At 37.7% G+C, this 19,958-nt stretch carries 15 protein-coding genes; 4 read left to right on the top strand and 11 right to left on the bottom strand.

Annotated features, from left to right (window positions below; genetic code table 11):
* Positions 1-87: 87 nt before the first annotated feature.
* From B2V92_RS03665 to B2V92_RS03625, 9 genes are all read right to left on the bottom strand, one after another.
* Positions 88-1,536, bottom strand: a complete 1,449-nt coding sequence (locus B2V92_RS03665; protein WP_293304887.1) for a glycoside hydrolase family 30 protein — start codon at positions 1,534-1,536, stop codon at positions 88-90.
* Between the two features lie 122 nt (positions 1,537-1,658).
* Complete coding sequence (locus B2V92_RS03660; protein WP_293304886.1) at positions 1,659-3,965, bottom strand: glycoside hydrolase family 3 N-terminal domain-containing protein; 2,307 nt, start codon at positions 3,963-3,965, stop codon at positions 1,659-1,661.
* Positions 3,966-4,021: 56 nt separating this feature from the next.
* Positions 4,022-5,437 (bottom strand): RagB/SusD family nutrient uptake outer membrane protein, encoded by a 1,416-nt coding sequence (locus B2V92_RS03655; RefSeq protein WP_293304885.1) that lies wholly within the window; start codon positions 5,435-5,437, stop codon positions 4,022-4,024.
* Between the two features lie 11 nt (positions 5,438-5,448).
* Positions 5,449-8,361, bottom strand: a complete 2,913-nt coding sequence (locus tag B2V92_RS03650) for a SusC/RagA family TonB-linked outer membrane protein (protein ID WP_293304884.1) — start codon at positions 8,359-8,361, stop codon at positions 5,449-5,451.
* A 291-nt stretch (positions 8,362-8,652) separates the two neighbouring features.
* Complete coding sequence (locus tag B2V92_RS03645; protein WP_293304883.1) at positions 8,653-10,557, bottom strand: 7TM diverse intracellular signaling domain-containing protein; 1,905 nt, start codon at positions 10,555-10,557, stop codon at positions 8,653-8,655.
* A gap of 63 nt (positions 10,558-10,620) precedes the next feature.
* Positions 10,621-11,925: a sensor histidine kinase gene (locus tag B2V92_RS03640; RefSeq protein ID WP_293304882.1), complete on the bottom strand. Its 1,305-nt coding sequence runs from the start codon at positions 11,923-11,925 to the stop codon at positions 10,621-10,623.
* 367 nt (positions 11,926-12,292) lie between these two features.
* Entirely contained in the window at positions 12,293-12,970 is a 678-nt protein-coding gene (locus B2V92_RS03635; RefSeq protein WP_293304881.1) for a response regulator transcription factor, read from the bottom strand.
* 131 nt (positions 12,971-13,101) lie between these two features.
* Positions 13,102-14,292: an aspartate aminotransferase family protein gene (locus B2V92_RS03630; RefSeq protein ID WP_293304880.1), complete on the bottom strand. Its 1,191-nt coding sequence runs from the start codon at positions 14,290-14,292 to the stop codon at positions 13,102-13,104.
* A gap of 17 nt (positions 14,293-14,309) precedes the next feature.
* The gene (locus tag B2V92_RS03625; RefSeq protein ID WP_293304879.1) at positions 14,310-15,032 is read right to left on the bottom strand and encodes a LytR/AlgR family response regulator transcription factor; all 723 of its coding nucleotides are present in this window, start codon (positions 15,030-15,032) and stop codon (positions 14,310-14,312) included.
* Positions 15,033-15,307: 275 nt separating this feature from the next.
* Between B2V92_RS03625 and B2V92_RS03620 the strand changes: the two genes are divergently transcribed.
* The 4 genes from B2V92_RS03620 (at position 15,308) to B2V92_RS03605 (ending at position 19,212) form a co-directional block, all read left to right on the top strand.
* Positions 15,308-15,472, top strand: a complete 165-nt coding sequence (locus B2V92_RS03620; protein WP_293304878.1) for a hypothetical protein — start codon at positions 15,308-15,310, stop codon at positions 15,470-15,472.
* A gap of 78 nt (positions 15,473-15,550) precedes the next feature.
* Positions 15,551-16,585, top strand: coding sequence for a hypothetical protein (locus B2V92_RS03615; protein WP_293304877.1), 1,035 nt, complete (start codon positions 15,551-15,553; stop codon positions 16,583-16,585).
* On the top strand, positions 16,575-17,006 hold the full coding sequence (locus B2V92_RS03610) for a MauE/DoxX family redox-associated membrane protein (RefSeq protein ID WP_293304876.1): 432 nt from the start codon (positions 16,575-16,577) through the stop codon (positions 17,004-17,006). The genes B2V92_RS03615 and B2V92_RS03610 overlap by 11 nt, the downstream gene beginning before the upstream one ends.
* Positions 16,972-19,212 (top strand): outer membrane beta-barrel protein, encoded by a 2,241-nt coding sequence (locus B2V92_RS03605; RefSeq protein WP_293304875.1) that lies wholly within the window; start codon positions 16,972-16,974, stop codon positions 19,210-19,212. Before B2V92_RS03610 ends, B2V92_RS03605 begins: the two co-directional genes overlap by 35 nt.
* A gap of 106 nt (positions 19,213-19,318) precedes the next feature.
* Here the strand turns inward: B2V92_RS03605 and B2V92_RS03600 are convergent, their stop codons facing one another.
* Both B2V92_RS03600 and B2V92_RS03595 read right to left on the bottom strand, forming a co-directional pair.
* Positions 19,319-19,759, bottom strand: a complete 441-nt coding sequence (locus B2V92_RS03600) for a hypothetical protein (protein ID WP_293304874.1) — start codon at positions 19,757-19,759, stop codon at positions 19,319-19,321.
* Positions 19,760-19,762: 3 nt separating this feature from the next.
* Positions 19,763-19,958, bottom strand: a 196-nt coding sequence (locus B2V92_RS03595; protein WP_293304873.1) for a hypothetical protein, incomplete at its 5' end; no start/stop codon positions are given.

Raw genomic sequence — 19,958 nt, 5'->3', positions numbered from 1 at the left:
AAATGAACTAATACTAACCGAATCTGGCCCACAAACTAGAAAGCCCCGCAATGCGGGGCCGACTAAACAATTAAACAAAAAAGATTTTTACCAAACGTAAGTACCTACCGCACCTTTATCTAAACTGCTGGTTACAGTTTTACCATTGTATTTAATATTGAATGCTGTTTCCGAACTGTTGTTATTGCAAACAATGAGTACGTTCTTGCCATCAGGTGTTTTAAAAGCCACATTCTGAAGGTTGTTTGTAACATTTGAAGCAATGCGTACCGAACCTGGTTTTACAAATTTAGAAGCATGTGCTATTACATAATAAGCCACATTTCTGCTTACCGCAGGTGCAATGGTGATGGCACCTAAACAAGAGGTACAACCGCCTTTATCGGTATGTGGGTTGTAATTTGGGTCGGCAGCTAAATTCCATTCTAAAACATTGCGGCTCCAGTTGCGTGTTGCACCCACAATAAGGGTTGATACATGCCATTTTAAATCTTCGGCAAAGTTGCCCGGACCGCCAACCCATTGTTCGGTAAAGTACACATTACGATCAGGGTGGGCATTGTGAACCTGTGTAAGCGCAGAAATCGGACCTGCATATAAATGGAATGCAGAGCCATCAACGTATTTTTTGGCATCAGCATCGTTTAAAATGGTGATCGGGTATTCGGGTTTATCCGCATTGTGATCGTAAACAATAATTTTGGTTTTAATACCACTGCTCTGAAATATAGGTCCCAAAGCAGTTTTAATAAAATCAGCCTGATCTAAAGCTGTCATATACATACTTGGGTTATTGCCAGGGTGTAAGGGCTCATTTTGTGGTGTGATAGCGTCGATTACAATGCCTTCGGCTTTCATTGCCTGGATATATTTAACCAGGTATTTGGCATAAGTTTGATAATATTCAGGCTTTAAACTGCCACCGATAAAACTTTTATTGGTTTTCATCCAGGTAGGGGCGGTCCAGGGTGAACCTAAAATTTTAATCGAAGGGTTAATGGCAACAATCTTTTTTAATACAGGGATTAAATCTGTCTGTTCTTTAGCGATAGAGAATTTAGCTAAGTTATCATCGGTTTCACCATCGGCCAGGTCGTTATAGGTAAAAGGATAAGCACTTAAATCAGAACCGCCAATGCTGATTCTAAGATAACTTACGGCAATGGCATCATCGGTACCTGCGAATAATTCGTTTAACAGTTTATCCTGTGCAGCTGCGGGTAAGGCATTAACGAGGCTGGCACTACCACCAGTTAAGGTATAGCCAAAACCATCGATGCTTTGAAAAGTAGTGGCGGGATCAACCTCAATCGTTGGGTTGTTATTGGTTGCGGTAGAAAAGTTTAAGGCAACATTCTGCTTTTTTAACAACTGCGACTGATCGCCTTTGGTTAACCAGAAAGCAACATCGGTTTTAACGGGTTCAGCTGATGTTGGTGGAGAAGTATCGCCTCCACTTGCCTTAGGGCTTTTGCTGCAGGCGCAGGCAACAATCAGGATGCCCAGCGCAGTGCCCAGGTTGTAAAATGGTTTCATAATTATGGTTTTGGTTAGAGATTTCAGGGTATTTCGCATAGTATAAAATTGACGGGATAATTAAAAAGCATTGCCTATACTTTTTGGGTATAAGCAATGCACCTGTAAAAAACAGGATTGGTTTAATTTGTGTAATTAAAGTTTATTTTCTGATCGCCGATCTGGATTTTGAATTCGCCAGCTTCGGTTACTTTTTTGCCTTCTACATTTACAACGGCAATATCTTCAGGTGTTAAAGTGAAGCTTACGGTTTTGCTTTCGCCTGCTTTTAGGTCGATTTTTTCAAAACCCCTTAAGCGTTTTACATCCGGTGTAATTACACTTGCAACCAGATCGGAAGTATAAAGCAATACACTTTCCTTTCCGGCCCTATTTCCGGTATTGCTTACTTCAACTGAAATAGTTAAAGTTTCGCCAGCTTTTAAAGTATTGCTGCTTAGTTTAAGGTTACTGTACTTGAAAGTGGTATAGCTTAAACCCTGACCAAAAACATATTGCGGATTATAGTCTGAATCATAATTATAAACACCTTCTACCGTTTCGCGTGCTTCTGAAGGTTTGTGATAGTAAGTGAATAAGGCATTCGGGAACTGCGGATAGGTGTAAGGCAGTTTACCTGATGGATTTACATCACCGAATAAAATGTCCGCCAATGCATCGGCACCGTAATTTCCAGGCAGATAAGTTTGAACCACGGCATTCATGCTCTTTTCAAACTTACTGATAATCCTCGGACGGCCTTCGTTCAATATCAGAATAACTGGTTTTCCGGTTGCAGCAATCTTTTTTGCCAGTTCGATCTGCAGATCAGAAATGTAAAGATCGCTCAAATTACCCGGAGATTCTGTATAGGTATTTTCGCCCAGGCACAATACTACGGCATCTACATCTTTAGCTGCAGCAACGGTTTCATCCATTTTATCGGCAAAATCTTCGAAATACTTGCCGTCCATTTTATAGCTTACACCAGGTAGGTATTTTATGTTATCGGCACCATTTTTATGCTGCAAAGCTTCTAGAATGGTGTTGTAATCTTTCGCAAACTCTTCTACTTTTTCACCCTGCCAGCTATATGTCCAAGCACCGTTTAAAGTACGCATTGAGTTTGCATTTGGTCCGGTAACCAGCAGTTTCATTCCTTTTTTTAAGGGAAGGATGTTGTTTGTGTTTTTTAACAAAGTGATCGATTCTGCTGCGGTATTGTAAGCAGCAGTCTGAAACTCTTTACTCGCAAATTTCGGGTAATCTTTAGGGTTGGTGGTTGGTTTTTCGAATAAGCCTGTTGCAAATTTTACCAGTAAAATCCTGCGTACCGCATCGTCTATCCTTTCCTGTTTAACTTTTCCTTCTTTAACCAAAGCAATCAGGTTATCGCAGAATACCTCATAGTTATAAGCAATCATGCTCATATCTATTCCGGCATTGATGGCCAGCATAATTGCTTCTTTATCGTCTTTTGCAATGTGGTCTCTTTTAAAAAGGTTTTCGATGTCGCCCCAATCGGTAACCACTAAACCTTTAAAGCCCAGTTCTTCTTTTAATAATTTAGTAACGATGTTATAGTTGGAGTGTACCGGAATACCATTAATAATACCAGAGTTGATCATTACGGTATGTGCGCCCGCCTCAACAGCCGCTTTAAACTGCGGCAAATGGTATTCTCTTAAAGCCTGATCGGAAATAAAAGACGGTGTTCTGTCTTTTCCGGTGGTTGGGGTCTGGTAACCTAAAAAATGCTTTAATGAAGTGGCAACCTTATAAGGATTGGCTACATTGTTATCGTCGCCTTCGTAACCTTTTACGGCTGCTTTTCCCAATTCGGTAACCACGTAAGGATCTTCTCCAAAACTTTCCCACTGGCGCGGAAAACGCGGGTCGGCACCTAAATCCAGAATAGGGGCGAAGTTCCAGGGAATAGAACTTGCACGGGTTTCGTAAGCAGTGATTGAAGCACCGTTTTTAACCAAACTGCGGTTAAATGTTGCCGCCTGACCGATCTGCTGAGGGAACATGGTAGCTCCAGCGGTGTAGGTTGCACCATGCACTTCATCAACGCCATAAATTACGGGGATTTTGTTTTTACCTTTTTTAATGGCAACATCCTGGATTTCGCTGATAATTTTATACCAAACCTGTGGGGTACGCGCCCTGTTGTTGGAGGTGTTTAACACCGAACCAACATGGTATTGGATCAAAGCCTTGTCCATTGCCGCTTTATCGAGTGTAAAAGGTTCGTCGCTTTCGAAACGGCTTTTTCCCGTTCCGATTACATCCAGGGTAATCTGTGCCATTTGACCTACTTTTTCTTCAAGGGTCATTTTGCTTAACAGGGCTTCGATTTTAGCCTGGTTTGGGTTTTTGATCTGGGCCTGGGTGCTGATTAAGCTTCCGGCTGCCAAAAGTGAGAGCAAAGTTTTTCTAAACATCATAAGGGTTGGGATATAAAACAAAGGCGACCATAGCCGCCTTTGTTTTTTTATAGAAATTAACGTACGTTAGGATTTTTGTCCAATTCGTCCTGCGGGATAGGGAAATATAATTTTGAAGCGTTAAGGTTATAGTTCAGGTTTGCACCATTACCATCAACCTGTGCATTCATTACCGGGATAACCCTGTTGGTTCTTAATAAATCAAACCAACGGTGGCCTTCGAAAGCCAATTCCAGGCGACGTTCGTTTTCAATGGCCAAACGCATAGATGCCTGATCTGTTGCGGAAGTGATACCCAAGTTAACGCGGTTGCGGATCTGGTTTACCAATGGTGCCGCTGCCGACCAGCCCGAAGCGCTCAACTCGTTCAAAGCTTCTGCTTTTAATAAAATGATATCGGCCAATCTTAAAATATAGTTGTCAGATTTATCATCTGCACGGTATTTATTGATGTAAGGATAGTTGGCTTTTGACCAGTAAGAATCGCTCCAACCTTCTGATACCACATTATTAAACTTAATGCTCGAAGCTTTACGGATGGCATCACCAGCATCGTCAAATGCTTTGGCCAAACTGTTGGTTGGGGTGTTAAATCTTTTCCATCCCGTTCCAACCAATACACTTGGCATCCAGTTTCCGTGCAAACCTCCGTAACCATCGTATTGCATTTCCCAGATGGCTTCCGAATTATTTTTGTGGTTAGAATCCCAAAGGAAATCGTAGTTTGATACCAGTGAATAACCACCGCCAATTACCGCATCGCAATAGGTGCTTACCTTGTTCCAGTCGGGTGTAGGTTTACTTGCATAAACTTTGGCCAACAATGCATTGGCAACGCCTTTGGTCATAATACCTTTGGTTGCGCCGGCTACGCGTGCATTTGCTGCACCATATTCCAGATCGGAAATAATCTGCGCATAAATGGCATCAACACTGGCTTTTGCCGGATAAAATTCAGCATCGGTTGTCGGTACTTTAACTACCAATGGAACCGAACCCCATGTTCTTACTAGGTTAAAATACATGTAAGCCCTTAAAATGCTGGCTTCTGCAAGGATCTGTTTACGGCGGTCGCCTGCATCAAGTTTTGGATCTTTGATGTTGGGAACGTTAGTTAAAATCAGGTTACAGTTTTTAATATCACTGTACAAAGCATTCCAATCTCTTCCAACATTACCGTTGGTAGAAATTACGGTAAATAAATCCAGCTGGATGTTGGCAGGGTTATCTCCACCTGCATAAGCATTGTCTGATCTTACATCACCATTAGTCATATAATCCCAGATATGGAAGTCGTTGTACATCCCGTCGTACGCACCCTGAATTAATTTCTCTGCTGCTGCTGCATCTGCAAAAGCTACATCAGGACCTACCTGTGTAATTGGGGTTTGATCTAAAAAATCTTTTTTACAGCTGCTTAATGCCAAAGTAATGGTGCCTGCTGCGATTAATGAATATATTTTAAGTTTCATTTTTGTCTGGATTAAAAGCCTACGTTAACACCGAATAAGAAAGTTCTCGATTGTGGATAAGTACCGTAATCGATACCCATTGAAGGACCATTTGCTGTGTTCTGGTTAACCTCTGGGTCGAAACCAGAATATTTGGTAAACGTTAACAGGTTATAGGCACTGGCGTATACCATAAATTTGCTCATTTTCAATTTGCCCAAAGCCATACTACCGAAGTTGTATGATAGGGTAGTGGTTTTTAAACGCAGGTAAGAACCATCTTCAACAAAACGGCTTGATGTTAGGGTATTATTGGTATTGTCTTTAATTGCACGTGGAATATCGGTAATCTGTCCTGGCGTTGTCCATCTGTTCAACACAACGGCCGATTGGTTTTTCGAATCGTTCATGCCTTCAAGTTCCATTCTCGAAGCGTTAAACATCTGATTGCCCTGAACACCCTGGAATAAGAAGTTTAATCCGAAATTGCCATAAGTAAAGGTATTGTTAACACCATAGGTGAATTTTGGTTGTGCCGAACCGATAAAAGTTCTGTCATCTGCCGTAATTTTACCATCACCATTTAAATCCTGGTAAACAATATTTCCTGTTTGAGGATCTACACCGTTTGATACGTAGCCATAAAAACTACCTAGTGGACGGCCTGTAACCACTCTGATTGCAGCATCGCGTTCGTAAATGCCACCAAAGGTGATTGATCCAACTTTATCTCCCAAACTGGTTACCTTGTTGCGGTTAAGTGTAAAGTTGATGTCGGTTGTCCAGGTAAATTTATCTTTAACAAAGTTTTTGGTTGTTAATACAAACTCGAAACCTTTGTTTTCCATATCACCAACGTTGGCAGCGATGCTTCCAAAACCGATTGAATTTGGTAATGGCTGGTTAATTAAAAGGTCTTTAGTTTTTTTCAGATAGGCATCAGCAGTGAAAACCACGCGGCTGTTGAACATTGATAAATCTAAACCGATATTGGTTTGTGTGGTTTCTTCCCATTTCAAACCTGGGTTTGGCAATTGGGAGAATACATAAGATCCCTGTGTGGTTGGGGTATACAACTCGAGGTACGAATAATCTCCGATACCTTCATCGTTACCTACTTTACCCCAGCTGGCCCTTAACTTTAAATCGTTGATCGATTTTACATCTTTTAAGAAATTCTCGCCAGAGATTCTCCATCCAACTGATGCCGACGGGAAATAACCATATTTATTCTGCGGACCAAAACGTGATGAACCATCGGCCCTGAAATTGGTGCTGAATAAATATTTGCTATCATAAGCATAAGTTAAACGGGCTAAATAAGAACGTTTAGACCATTGTGATGCTGTTGGTAACTGTGGCGGAATTGATGTGCCATGATCTAAAAGCTGACCATTTGCACCGATAAAATTCTGTTCGTTATAAGTTAACTTGTAATATTTAGACTCTTGCAAGGTCATACCACCGGTAGCGGTGAAAGCATTTTTACCCCAGTTTTTGGTGTAGTTTAAAATGTTTTCGTTTAACCAAACATGGTCGGTACTGAAATTAGAGTTGATAATCCCTTTTTGTGTTCTGCCATAATCTGTTGAATATGGATCAAGGAAATACATGTATCGGTTATCGTTGTTGTTTGTACTGATGCTCGATTTGAAAGAGAAATCTTTGGTAAATTTAACTTCAGCTGCAAAGGCACCCAGGAAACGGAAATTTCTGTTCCTGTTTGTCGCTGCATTTGCGTTAGCAATCGGATTTTCAGACCCGCCTTTATAAGGGTTAAATGCATAAGTACCGTTAGGCGCATAAATGCCGATGGTAGGAGGAGTGGTTAGTGCCGATAAGATGGTACCACCTCTTGCAACGTTTGCATTATCGCTTACATCTACCGAGTTATTTTGTGTAATAGCTGCATTGCCGGTTAATTTTAACCAGCTGGTAATGTTCTGTGAGCCATTAAAGTGGATGGTATATTTATCCAGTTTTGCCGGAGATACCACACCTTTATCCTGTTGGTAACCTGTTGATAGGGAGTATTGACCACCTTTAATACCTCCAGAAATAGAAGCTTGGTAGCTGTTCTGTGTACCTGTGCCAAAAGTAAGGTCCTGCCAATCTGTATTCTGATTGCCCAAACCGTTGGTATCGTAACCTAATTCTTTCATCAGGGCAATGTATTGATCCCTGTTCAGCACATCCTGTTTTTGCCAAAGGTTAGAAAAACCTGTAAATGCATTAAATGTTGCACGTACTTTATCCGATGATCCTTTTTTGGTGGTAATCAAAATTACACCATTTGCTCCGCTCGATCCGTAAATTGCGGCAGCCGAAGCATCTTTTAAAATGGTTAGGCTTTCGATATCGGTAGGATTTAAGAAACTCGCATCGCGTGAGGTTACTCCATCAATTACATACAGCGGACTGTTAGATGCGTTGATTGAAGTATTACCACGGATGGTAATAGATACACCCGAACCCGGTTTACCCGATTGTGATGAAATTTGAACACCTGCAGCTCTACCCTGGATGGCCTGCAAGGGGTTGGTTACCGGTTGGTTCTCGATATCTTTTGATGATAAAGATACTACAGCCGTGGTTAAATCTTTTTTGGTTGTAGTACCATATCCGATTACTACCACCTCGTTTAACTGCTGGTTGTCGTCGGATAGGGTTATGTTTACCGTTGTACGGCCGCTTACCGCTTCTTCTACCGTTTTATAACCAATAAAAGTAAATTCTAATGTTGAGTTTTGGGGAGCGCTGATCGTATATCCACCATTATCTCCCGTAGAGGCGCCCTGGTTAGTTCCTTTCACCTTTACTGATACGCCGGGCAATGGTAGTCCCTGCTTATCTTTTACCAAACCTTTTACGGTAATATTCTGTGCCATACTCAGTGAGATACCGCATAGAATACATACCATAAGCAATGTAAACTTTTTTCTCATAATTTTGCTCATTGATAATATTATATGCGGTAAAGTTAACACCCATTTAATGTTAAATACAAGTTTTTTGAATGTTAAATTTGATGTAACTAATTGATATTTAGTGATTTGTGTTGATTTCGATACGCTTTAATACCGCAAGCCAAAAGCCGATTTTAGTGCTGATAATCAGCGTTTAAGTAGCCTGGATAAGTAGTACCCCGGTTGCAATCTGATACGCTTAAACACCCTTCCGATTTTTTTTGAAAAAGGACTAAAATAAACAATACTATGACGGATTAGAGGGTGTTTTTATTCGATTACGAGCTGGCTCCAGCCATTTTTGGCTGTTTTTTTCAGCGTTTTCTTCCGGTCGTCCATTACTTTTTTAATGCGCGAGCCGAATGTCCAGCAGGTACTTTGCCTGATAGAAAGCAGTTCTGATAATTTATGCGAAGAGATTTTCCCTTTGGAAGAATAAATCAGGAAAATCATATAAAAAGCTTTATTGATCGGGATGCGGGTATTGTGGAAAATGGTATAGGTAGTAACCGATTCTTCGTAACCGCATTTGCTGCAACGGCGGCTGTGTAAAATATGCCCGGCAAAATAGTGGTCGTTGCTGCATTTACGGCAATGGTAACCATTACTCCATTTTAGTTCGGCAAGAAATTCGTAGCAGGTTTCTTTATCGGGATAAATTTTACTGAATTCTTCAAAATCCACCTCTGTAGACATTACCCTGTCTCTGGTTACCTTTTCTACACTGGTTTGCAGTTCTTCATTATCATGTTCGAGCAGTACGTTCATCCGCGAAATTTCCTCGGCTTGCTGTTGTAGCAGTGCATTGGCTTCTTCGAGCGCCTGGTTCTTACTTTCGATGATCAGCGATTTGTGGTAAACCTCCCGGGTACGTTCCTCAACTTTGGTTTCCAGCTCCTGGTTTAGGGTATCTTTCAGTTTGGCATTTTCGGCCATCTGTCTGATGATCTTCTGCTGCGCTTTATCTTTTTTTAATTTAAGGATACGCACTTTATCGCCAATGGCGAACGATAGAAAGATCATTTCTAGTACGAAGCAGAAACTTAAGCTATAATAACTTATTGCGCCAAAATTAAGCCAGGCAATGCCTAACATAATCAGGAATTTGAGGGTGAAGCCTGCAAAAAGAAAACTATAGCCCAAAACGAAGAAACGCGCAGGTTGATAACCTTTTCTGTAGATATAGATACCCGTAAAAAAAGCAACCGATAAAGGAATGGCCTCTATAAATTTATAACTGAACAGGGTTTGGTCGAAAAGATAACAATAAGCAAAGAAAACGATCCTGCAAACAATAATACCAATGATAAACCTATTTAGCTTGGGTGCTTTGGCTTTAACATATAAAAGTTCGCGCGTAAACAGCAGGGCGAAAATACTCGTGGCACAGAGCGCAAAAGCATAGGCAACCTGGTTCCATGCAGGCGCGCTAGGCCATAAATACTGATAGGCAATGCCATCGGTACTCATTTCGAAAAAACCGACACTTAAATTGTAAAGTACATAATAAAGGTATTGCTTTTGCCTGATGGCAATAAACATGATGAGGTTGTAAAAACTGAAAACCAGGATCATACCATAAAAAATACCGAAATAGAAATACTCGTCTAAAGCATAAGAGATAAACCATTCGGTGGTTCTTAATACGATAATGACATCGGCAATCTGGGATGAACTGATCTTGAAATAATAAGTCTGTGTTTCATATCCCTCGTTCTGGAGCGGAATTTCGAAGTTTTTATGGTGGATGAGCCTTTTATTAAAATTATTGGCATCACCCAATTGTTCAACAGTGTATTTATGGTTGGCCTGTGGAATATAAGCGGTGATATGATCGATGGTTTGGTCGAAAAATTCCAGGATGAAAGGTTTATCGGCCAGGTCGTTCTGTTGGATCCTGATCCTGAACCAATAGGTTTTATCCAGTTCTTTGGTTTGTGGGGTGCTGGTTAAACTGGCTTTAAACTTTTGATCAAATGCCTGGCTCTTAATTTCGTCGAAAGTGTATTTGTTTTCGGCATCTTCCAATACCTCGATTTCTTTAAAAGTAAAAATATGCTGCGGAACAGAATCCTGTAGCTGTACTATTTTCTGCGCCCTTAAAATAGCAGGAGAAAATAATGAAAACAGAACAGTACAATAAATTAGACGCTTTAAATAAGTTAGTGCCAGCATGGGCTGCAAATGTACAAATTTGTAACGATTTGATATCAATCAGGTTATCAGCAGTATTTCATTTTAAAAAATCAGCGAAATGCTGGTTCCTTTATGTTCTTCAGACTTAATATCGACTTTGATTTTATGGAACTTGGCAATACTATGCACAATGGCGAGGCCTAAACCAAAGCCATTTTCTTCGCTGTTGCCCCTTTTAAAACGGTCGAAAGCATTCTCTGCCAGTTCAGTGCTCATGCCCGTACCGGTATCGCTGATGATGAGTGTATATTTTTCGGACTCAGTTTTATCGCTGATGGTGATAGAGCCGCCATCAACATTGTATTTAATGGCGTTATTGATGATGTTGATCAAGAGGGTATGGATAAGCGCCTTATTGCCTGTAAAGTGAAAATCTTTGCCCAGATCTGCCCTGTAACTGATGTTTTTATCGGCAATGCGGTCTTCCAGGTCCTCATAAATGTCGGTTATTTCCTGTTTCAGGCTAATTTCTTCTGTTTTTAAATATTGGTTATTCTCTACTTTTGAAATCAGCAACAAGCTATTGATGATCAGTTTTAAACGGTTCAGCGTTTTTAGAGAAGCATAAATTTTGTTTTCGTGCTCTACGGGGATGTCGGGCGTATTGAGCATATTTTCGAAACGCGTACTTAAAATGGAAATGGGCGTAAGCAACTCGTGCGAAACATTGGCGATAAACTGTTTTTCTAATGCAAAAAGCGTGTTTATTTTACGCATCAAGGAGTTTATGCTGTTATCGAGAATTTTAAAATCGTTGGTACTCGTGGGGATATTCTGATAATCGTAATGCGAAGGATCGTTAACAAGATTGATTTTTTTATCGATAATGAGGTAAAACGGCTTGAGCAGGAAATTGGAAAAGGTAAAATCTGCAACCAAAGTAATCAGTAGGGCGGCAACCAGCACAACGAGCATGTAAAAACGGATCGAATTTTTGATCGACTGAAGCGCTGTCATGGTTTCACCGATCTCCAGATTATACCAGTTCTTTTGGTATGAAAATTTATAGTTCAGTATGCGGTAAACTTCTATATCGCCCTCTATCTCCCTTTTTTCGGTAAAAACCTTTGCGGTAGAATCCGACTGGTTATCGGCAATATCGGTTAAAACGATAAACTCTTCCTTTAAAATATTATAATCGGTGAAAGATTGCTCCTTGTTTAACAGACTGTCGATCTCATTATTACTTAAATGTTCGAGAATCTTATTTTTCTTTTTAATTAAACGGTTATCCAGTTGGTTATAGGCAAGTCTGTCTAAAGAGAATAAAATGATCGAACCCAATACCAGAATGATGGCGATTTTGGTGATTGCATTGTATAGAGAAAACTTAACCTGTAACTTCATTTAGATGGATGATGTTTGATGTAAGATGGATGATGGTTTATTGGGTTAACTGTTTACCCTTCGACTACGCTCAGGGGGTTAATTGTGTTATGGTGATAATTGTTTAATTGCAACATTGTTAAATTGTTAACTGCAAACTGCCCACTGTAAACTGTTAAGGGTTAATTGGTTAACTGTTTACCCTTCGACTACGCTCAGGGGGGTAATTGTGTTATGGTGATAATTGTTTAATTGCAAGATTGTTAAATTGTTAACTGCAAACTGCCCACTGTAAACTGTTTGGGATTAGTCGTCTAAATTGGTTAACTGTACTCCAAGCTATTCATCCACTAAGCTTCTGACCTCGGACCTCCGACTTTTCGGACTACTAACAATTAATCCTATACCCAATACTCCTTACTGTTTCAAACCAATCGGTAGGGCTAACTGAGGCCAGTTTTTTACGCAGGTTTTTAACGTGTACATCAACAAAATTCGAATCGGAGTTTACTTCTAAAATATCGCCCCAAACGTGTTCGGTTAAACTCATGCGCGATACCACACGGTTTTTATTCAGCACCAGGTAGTTGAAGATTTCGAATTCTTTTTTGGTAAGGTTTAATCTTTCTTCACCAAAAGAAACCGTTCTGTTCTGGATATTGAGGAGAAAATCATGAATGTTAATTTCATTCTTTTCTAATTTATGTTTTCTGCGGGTAATGGCGTGCATACGGGCCAATAATTCATTTAACGAAAATGGTTTTGGCAGGTAATCATCGGCGCCTTCGTCAAGGCCTTTAATCCGATCGTCGACCGCACTGCGGGCCGTTAAAATAATTACAGCATCATCACGGTCTTTGGTGGCTTTTAACTGTTTTAAAATATCGAAACCATCACCATCAGGTAGGCCCAAATCGAGGAGGATGAAATCGTAGCTGTTCACAAATATCTTTTCTTCCGCAGAAGATTTTTTCCATGCATGCTCTACAATAAAGCCCTCTTTACTTAAGAATTCATCCATTTCGAGCGCGAGGCTCTTTTCATCTTCAACAATCAGTACGTTCATTCAGTTTACAGTTTTCGGTTTACAATTTTTGGTATCTCTAGTTGATCTTTTCTTTAGTCTTTAAGCTTTGGTCTTTAGTCTTTAAGCTTTGGTCTTTCCGCTCAAAAACGGTATTCTTTTCAACTTTTGTTTTACCCTGCAACTAAGTTAATATTTTTTAATATGATCGCACAGGCTTCTTCAATTTCTTCGTTTGTGATAATTAAAGGTGGTGCAATACGCATCGAGTTGCTGCAGTGTAAAAACCAGTCGGATAGCACACCATCGAGGATACAGGCATCGATAATTTTTTTGTTCACTTCAAAATTTTCAAATTCAACAGCCAGCATCAAACCTTTTCCCCTGATTTCTTTAATGGCAGGGTGTTGTAAAAGCTGCTTAAACAATTGGCCTTTTTCTTCCACTGCCTCAACAATATGATGATCAACAAGGGTTCGTAAAGTGGCTAAGCCTGCTGCACAACAAACCGGGTGACCGCCAAAGGTTGTCATGTGGCCCAAAATAGGTGTATGCGATAAAACCGACATGATTTCGAGCGAACTGATAAAAGCGCCGATCGGCATCCCGCCGCCAATTCCTTTGGCCAGCAACAAAACATCTGGTACAACCTGGTAATGCTCAAAAGCGAACATTTTACCACTGCGGCCAAAACCTGATTGTATTTCGTCGAATATCAATAAAGTTCCCGTTTCATTGCATTTTGCCCGTAAAGCCTGTAGGTAATTTAAATCGGCTACACGGATTCCGGCTTCACCCTGAATGGGTTCTATAAAAACGGCAGCAATTTCTGCCGTGATTTTTTCGAGATCTGCAATATTATTATGCTCAATAAAACTTACATGTGGTAAAAACGGACCATAACCAGAAGAATAGGAGTCGCTCTCCATTAAACTTTCTGCCCCCTGTGTACTGCCATGATAGGCATTTTTACAGGCAATAAATCCTTTTCTGCCAGTGTAGCGTTTAGCAAGTTTCATGGCGCCTTCTACAGCTTCAGTTCCCGAATTTAAAAAATAGGTACAGCTTAGGCCTGGGGGCAGAATATCGGCAAGGGCCTTGGCAAAATTTACCTGCGGGCTTTGCACATATTCGCCATAAACCATCAGGTGCATGTAGGTTTCGGCCTGTTTTTGAATGGCTTCAACTACGGCCGGATGGCAGTGGCCCACATTACTCACGCCGATACCGGCAATAAGATCTAAATGTTTTTTATCATTAGCATCGTATATATAGACGCCTTTTGCCCTAACAAATTCGAGCATAAGCGGTTCTGGAGAGGTTTGTGCATTGTGTTGTAAAAACAACTGACGTTGGGTAAGCATAGCACAAAAGTACGGATTTAAGCAAGATTCTCTTTCTTCTTCGACATCTTATGATAAAAATCGAGATACTTTCTGCCGATGGAGATTCTAACACCATTGTTTAATATGATATAAGATCTTTCTAGTGTTTTAACCTGGTTTTCTGCAACAATAAATGATCGGTGTACCCGCGAAAAACCTTTTTCAGGAGGTAATAAAGCTAAAGCTTCGGCAAAACTCGAATTGGAGAAAATAACTTCATGCTCTAAATGTACTTTGATATCACGTTCCTGTGCTTCCACGGCATAAATTTTATCGAGTTTAATTTTGATAAACCTGTTCCTCTGTTCAATACTTTTTAAGAGAATAAAATCATCAACTTTATCGGTCTGGGTAGATGGAGTTGTTGAAAATAATTTCTTTACCGTTTGATCGAATTTGCCCTGCGAAAAGGGTTTTAATAAAAAAGCATCTGCCTCAAGCTCGTAAGAATCAATTGCATATGCCGAATGTGCGGTTACAAATACCAGTTTATGGGTTTTATGTTTAATCAGTTTGGCCAGTTCAATACCGTTTATGCTTGGCATTTCGATATCCAGAAAGATCACATCAACCGGTTTTTTAAGATTTTCGATTTCTTTGAGCGCAGTTTCAGCAGTGCTATATGATTTTAGCAATTTTAATTGTGGCTGAGCAGCAACATAATCGGTAATGATTTCTATCGCAGAAAGTTCATCATCAATGGCGAGGCAGGTATACATTTCCCTAAATATTTAAAGCGTTTCATTATGTTATTTCGGGATAATTTAAGCCTAAAGTAATAGTTATGTTACAGATTTCCAAATGAAAAATATTCTTGAAACGTAAAAACGGTCGTTCATGTCGCCTCGATGGTTGTTCATGTCGCTTAGGCGGTTGTTGATGCAGAAAATTTTATTTTGGAATGTATCAATCTAAATTCGTTTCAGTGTTGGCCGACATAAGGGGATGCTGAAAACCTGAAATAGAGTAGGCATTACATTAAAAAAACTTAACAATGAAAATTAAATTATTTCTTTTTGTAGCGATTTGTTGTCTTGGATCTTACGCTGCCTATGCATGTGGTTATTCTGAATGTGGTGGTGGCGCTGTTCAGTGTTGTAAAAGTGGTGGATCTACATATTATGCCAAGGGGCATGGAATTATTGATGAAACGGAATAGTTAAAGCATTAGTTTAATAAAATTACAGTTAATGCAATAGCATTAACTGTAATAAAGCAAGTTTAAATTGAATGTTTTATGATTAAAAAAAATAGATTAATATTTTTTGTAACGCCATTTTTGCTTCTATCGCTTTTTTACTTTTCAAATAAAAAAAGTGGATTGCATAACAAATTTGAACGCTTTATTTTATCAGATTCAAAAATAAAAAGTATCGACACTATATTTTCCTTGCCTAATGAAGAAGTTGATGAGATAAAATTTGTTGAAAATACGCTATGGATAAACAAACGGTTTTCTATAGTAAATATTAATAAGGATGGAAATCAACAGATTTGTACAGTAGTATCGGATGGCCAACAACCAATTATTAATTTTTACATCTATGGAGATAGCCTTTATTATTACCAAGCCGGTAAAAAGGAAATAAAAGTATATAATCTAAAATTAAAGGAATATGTAAAAGATGTAAAATTCGATTTTTTTATTACCTATTTTTCTAAAATGGACGGTAGTAAATTTATGTTTCAACAGTCAAACACAAATGGAAGTGATCAATTGCATTTTCTAGATTTGGCAAATAGTAATGAAAAAATCAACTCAGAGATTTTTGTAAAATCTGATGGGTCAGGCATGAGGTATTCTGGTTCATGGAATTCTAGTAATGATTCTAAGAAAAGTTATTTTGTCCCTTTTTACAGTGACTATTTTTTTGGTTTTGATAATAGTGGTAATGTAATATACAAAGCTAAAACCATCGATGGACAGAAACAAAATTTAAAAATAATAAAGGAAAATAATAGATATTATTTAAGTCCAACTGTAAGCCTTTTGAGATTAGGAACTTGTACCTCTGGAAACGATTTGTTTTTATCCTCATTTGTTAGGGAAGACCGACAAACAAAGCGTGACTTTAATGAAAATTTAACCATTGATGTTTACAATTTAGATAATGGAAGATATAAATTTAGCTTCTATTTGCCTAATTTTTCTAACAAAAGACCTGATAGTTTTACAATCTCTGCTACCTCTCAAAAGCGTATTCTTTATGCTTTATACAATAAAACTATAGTATTATATGATATATCAAGCATCATTAAAAATGAAGGATAATGTCTTAGCCATAATTAAATATTTATTAGCTATCCTTTTTATTTATGCTGGAGTGTATAAACTTTTTGATGTAAAAAATTTTGCCTCACAAATGTACCAGTCTCCTCTTTTGCCATCTATTTTCATCCCATATATTTCTGTAATACTACCGGCATTAGAGATTATTTTAGGGGGATTACTTGTGTTTTCCAGAAGGTATGTTTCTTGCATTCTGTGGATATCATTAAGCTTAATGATTTTCTTTAGTACATACCTTATTATGCTTTATACACTTTATGAAAAACCGCCATGTGCCTGTGGTGGGATTTTGAGCATGATGACTTATCCACAACATATTTCATTTAATATTTTTTTTACACTAATATCCGCTATCGGGATTTATCTTTATGAAAAGAAAAATAAAGCTAATAATATTACTTAATCTGTTATTCTTTCTAAAGGGATATAGCCAATATGTTTTTAAAATTAAGGTTGTAGATTCAATTTATAAATTACCAATAGAACTGGCAACAGTTAGTTTTGGATCTAATAGGGCTCTTACCAATCTTTCTGGTGAAGTTTCTTTTAAAACGATAAAAGTTAAGGATTTAATTAAAATTTCATATTTGGGGTATGTGCCATTCTCAAAAAAAATATCAATTAATAACGATACTACGCTCAAGATAATTTTACAGCCAAGAGAAGAGCTGTTAGATGAAATTAAAATCGTTGGCAAAAAAGCCTTTTTAGAAAGAAAACCTGACAGAACTATTTATCGAATATCAGAAAAGGATAAAAATGCAAACATTTCGGAAATCTTAAGAAAAATGCCCTTTGTTGTTATTGCCAACAATAAACTGGTGATAAAGGGGAAAACAAATAATCAGATATTGAAGGATGGAAGAGAAAGTAATGTTTCTACCGAAAACTTAATGTCATTAAACGTAAATAGAATTGATAGTATTGAAGTAATTACTTCGCCATCTGCAAAATATGATGGTGAGTATCAGAGTATTGTTAATATAATATTCAAAAAGAATGATAATTTTTTCGGAGGCGATGCTTATATAAGTTTAGGAACAAGAAATAGTAATGGAGGATTAATCCTAACAAAGACTTCTTCTTCTGCCAATAGTAACATTGAAATCTCGGGTGGATATGATCGACTAAGATCTGGTTCAGTAAATGAGACTACTTTTTATGAAACGATGCCATATTTGCTCTCCCAAGAAATATACACCAAAACTAGAACCTCGTCTTTTTCTATAAATTATGGCACAGAGTTTAGTTTAAAGAAAGATCAGAGTGTAAGTTTTGGCGCTAACATAGACTATAATAAATATGGTATTGATAATAATTATACATCGTTAATATCTACAACAAGCCAATCTCAAATTATTGAAAATTTAACAACTGATAAAGGCGCTAATTTTGGATTAAATGCAGCATATCAGAAACGCATTAATAAAACAAATAAGTTTTATTTTACTAATCTGTTAGTGCGCAATAATTTGGATCATTATTTAAACTCTACACAACCATTTCATACAGATAATGAAACAAAAAAAACAGAGTTTACGACTCGACTAGATTATGAATTTCGTTTTTTAAAAAAAATAAAAGCAGAAATAGGATTGAAAGGATTGCTAAGGGATTATGAATTTTTTCCGTCATATAATAATGTGATTGGACCAGAAATTAAATTTAAGCAGGATATTTTGGCAACTTATTTTTCTTTTTCCAGGAATATAAAAAAAATTTACGTCAGGGTTGGTTCAAGATTAGAATTGACCCAAAACAGATATACCGATACTCTAAACAATCTTTTAAATTTTTTGCCTAATATATTAATGGTTTACAATATTAATAAAGCTAATGATATAAGTATAAGTTTTAGAAAAACTTTAAACCGGCCAAGCTTTTTATTACTTAATTCATTTATAAACAAAGAAACACCAAATGCCGTTAGTGAAGGAAATCCCTTTCTAGATAATGAAAATTTGAGTGCCCTTGAAGTAACCTACGATCTTACATTTAAAAAGATTAATATTTCTTTGTCATATAATTACGAGCATGGAAAAGAACTAATAGCTAGTAAGACGATATCTGATATGTTTGCCATTAAAAAAACCTTCTTTGGTAATTTTACAGAATCCAATGCGAACAAATTAAGTTATAATTTTAGGGCATCGTTTTTATCGGATAAATTAAGTTTATTTTCTTCTGGGAGTTTTAATTTTTATTCCACTTTTGGTATGGGTTTTAAAAATTCAGGTTTAGTTAAAACCGTTAATTTAGGATTTGAATATAACCCTATAAAAAAATTAAGCTTTGAGCTATTCGGTAACTATCTGGATAATCCTATTTTATTACAATCCAAATATGGAAATTCGATATTCATGGATTTTGTAACAAGGTATAAACATAAAAAATCTAGCTTTAAAATTCAGTTTACAAATCCAATAATCAATAAGATAGTCGAAAAAAACACAAATTCTACTGAATATTTTCTCTCAAATGGTAATTCTTATTATTTCGGAAGAGCTATATCAGTTGGGTATACCTATTCATTTGGCAGTACAAAAGATGTAGCAAACAAAACGAGGAAAATTACCAATGAGGATATTAAATCGACCAAAAAACTATAAGAGAATAAAAGTTAATTGTAATTAACTTTAAACAAATCAATTTCAATTAAATATTTAAATTTTATTCTAAAACAAAAAAGACCTACATCGCTGTAAGTCTTTTTTGTTATGGTCTTTGTCCGCCTTTAAACCTGTTGAGCAGTTCGCGTTTAAAACCTTCCTGCGCCCTATAGAATTTGCCAACCACTTTAATCGGTAAAGCAGATTTAAACTTGGCGTAATATTTTTTATCCAGATTGAGATCTCTTTGTTTAAAGTCGAACTCGCTGGTAATCAAACTCTGTACCTGTGCATCGGTTAAATTATCAATTTCGGTTGTTTTACGGAAAGAGATCATTTTTTGCATGCGTTCTTTACGCAGGGCACCTTGTTCGGCCTGCATATCATTATAAATGGGCCAGAAAACTTTGGCTTCTTCGGGCGATAAATCAAGCTTTTGGGTGAAAAATGCTATTTTAAGTGATTCTATTTCCTCCCCGCTTGGTTTTTGGGCCAGAACAGTAGCAGGTAATATGAACATTAAAGCAACAAAAAGTAAATTCTTCATCTTTTAATTATTTAATTCCTGAGATAAATCGCTGGAAGAGAAATTGCTCAGGATGTAGTTTTCCATTTCTGTATCTGAGGCAGAAGTAGTTTTTGTATTCTGTGTGGTATTTTGAGCTTCCAGATGATCGATAATGGTACTTTCATCGATATCGTATAACATCTGCTCGTTCATGGCTTCTGCCGACTGCACCTGCTGA

The sequence above is a fragment of the Pedobacter sp. UBA5917 genome, from assembly GCF_002432345.1.
In the GTDB taxonomy this organism is placed as follows: Bacteria; Bacteroidota; Bacteroidia; order Sphingobacteriales; family Sphingobacteriaceae; genus Pedobacter.
The sequence above is the reverse complement of the archived record's forward strand: the minus strand, read 5'-3'. Positions and strand labels throughout refer to the sequence as shown.

What these genes read in the sequence shown, in the direction of transcription:
- B2V92_RS03630 (WP_293304880.1), bottom strand. Translation starts at nt 14,292, where the DNA reads ATGCTTACCCAACGTCAGTTGTTTTTACAACACAATGCACAAACCTCT.
- B2V92_RS03660 (WP_293304886.1), bottom strand. Translation starts at nt 3,965, where the DNA reads ATGATGTTTAGAAAAACTTTGCTCTCACTTTTGGCAGCCGGAAGCTTA.
- B2V92_RS03610 (WP_293304876.1), top strand. Translation starts at nt 16,575, where the DNA reads ATGAAGGATAATGTCTTAGCCATAATTAAATATTTATTAGCTATCCTT.
- B2V92_RS03655 (WP_293304885.1), bottom strand. Translation starts at nt 5,437, where the DNA reads ATGAAACTTAAAATATATTCATTAATCGCAGCAGGCACCATTACTTTG.
- B2V92_RS03645 (WP_293304883.1), bottom strand. Translation starts at nt 10,557, where the DNA reads ATGCTGGCACTAACTTATTTAAAGCGTCTAATTTATTGTACTGTTCTG.
- B2V92_RS03650 (WP_293304884.1), bottom strand. Translation starts at nt 8,361, where the DNA reads ATGAGAAAAAAGTTTACATTGCTTATGGTATGTATTCTATGCGGTATC.
- B2V92_RS03625 (WP_293304879.1), bottom strand. Translation starts at nt 15,032, where the DNA reads ATGTATACCTGCCTCGCCATTGATGATGAACTTTCTGCGATAGAAATC.
- B2V92_RS03605 (WP_293304875.1), top strand. Translation starts at nt 16,972, where the DNA reads ATGAAAAGAAAAATAAAGCTAATAATATTACTTAATCTGTTATTCTTT.
- B2V92_RS03600 (WP_293304874.1), bottom strand. Translation starts at nt 19,759, where the DNA reads ATGAAGAATTTACTTTTTGTTGCTTTAATGTTCATATTACCTGCTACT.
- B2V92_RS03665 (WP_293304887.1), bottom strand. Translation starts at nt 1,536, where the DNA reads ATGAAACCATTTTACAACCTGGGCACTGCGCTGGGCATCCTGATTGTT.
- B2V92_RS03615 (WP_293304877.1), top strand. Translation starts at nt 15,551, where the DNA reads ATGATTAAAAAAAATAGATTAATATTTTTTGTAACGCCATTTTTGCTT.
- B2V92_RS03640 (WP_293304882.1), bottom strand. Translation starts at nt 11,925, where the DNA reads ATGAAGTTACAGGTTAAGTTTTCTCTATACAATGCAATCACCAAAATC.
- B2V92_RS03620 (WP_293304878.1), top strand. Translation starts at nt 15,308, where the DNA reads ATGAAAATTAAATTATTTCTTTTTGTAGCGATTTGTTGTCTTGGATCT.
- B2V92_RS03635 (WP_293304881.1), bottom strand. Translation starts at nt 12,970, where the DNA reads ATGAACGTACTGATTGTTGAAGATGAAAAGAGCCTCGCGCTCGAAATG.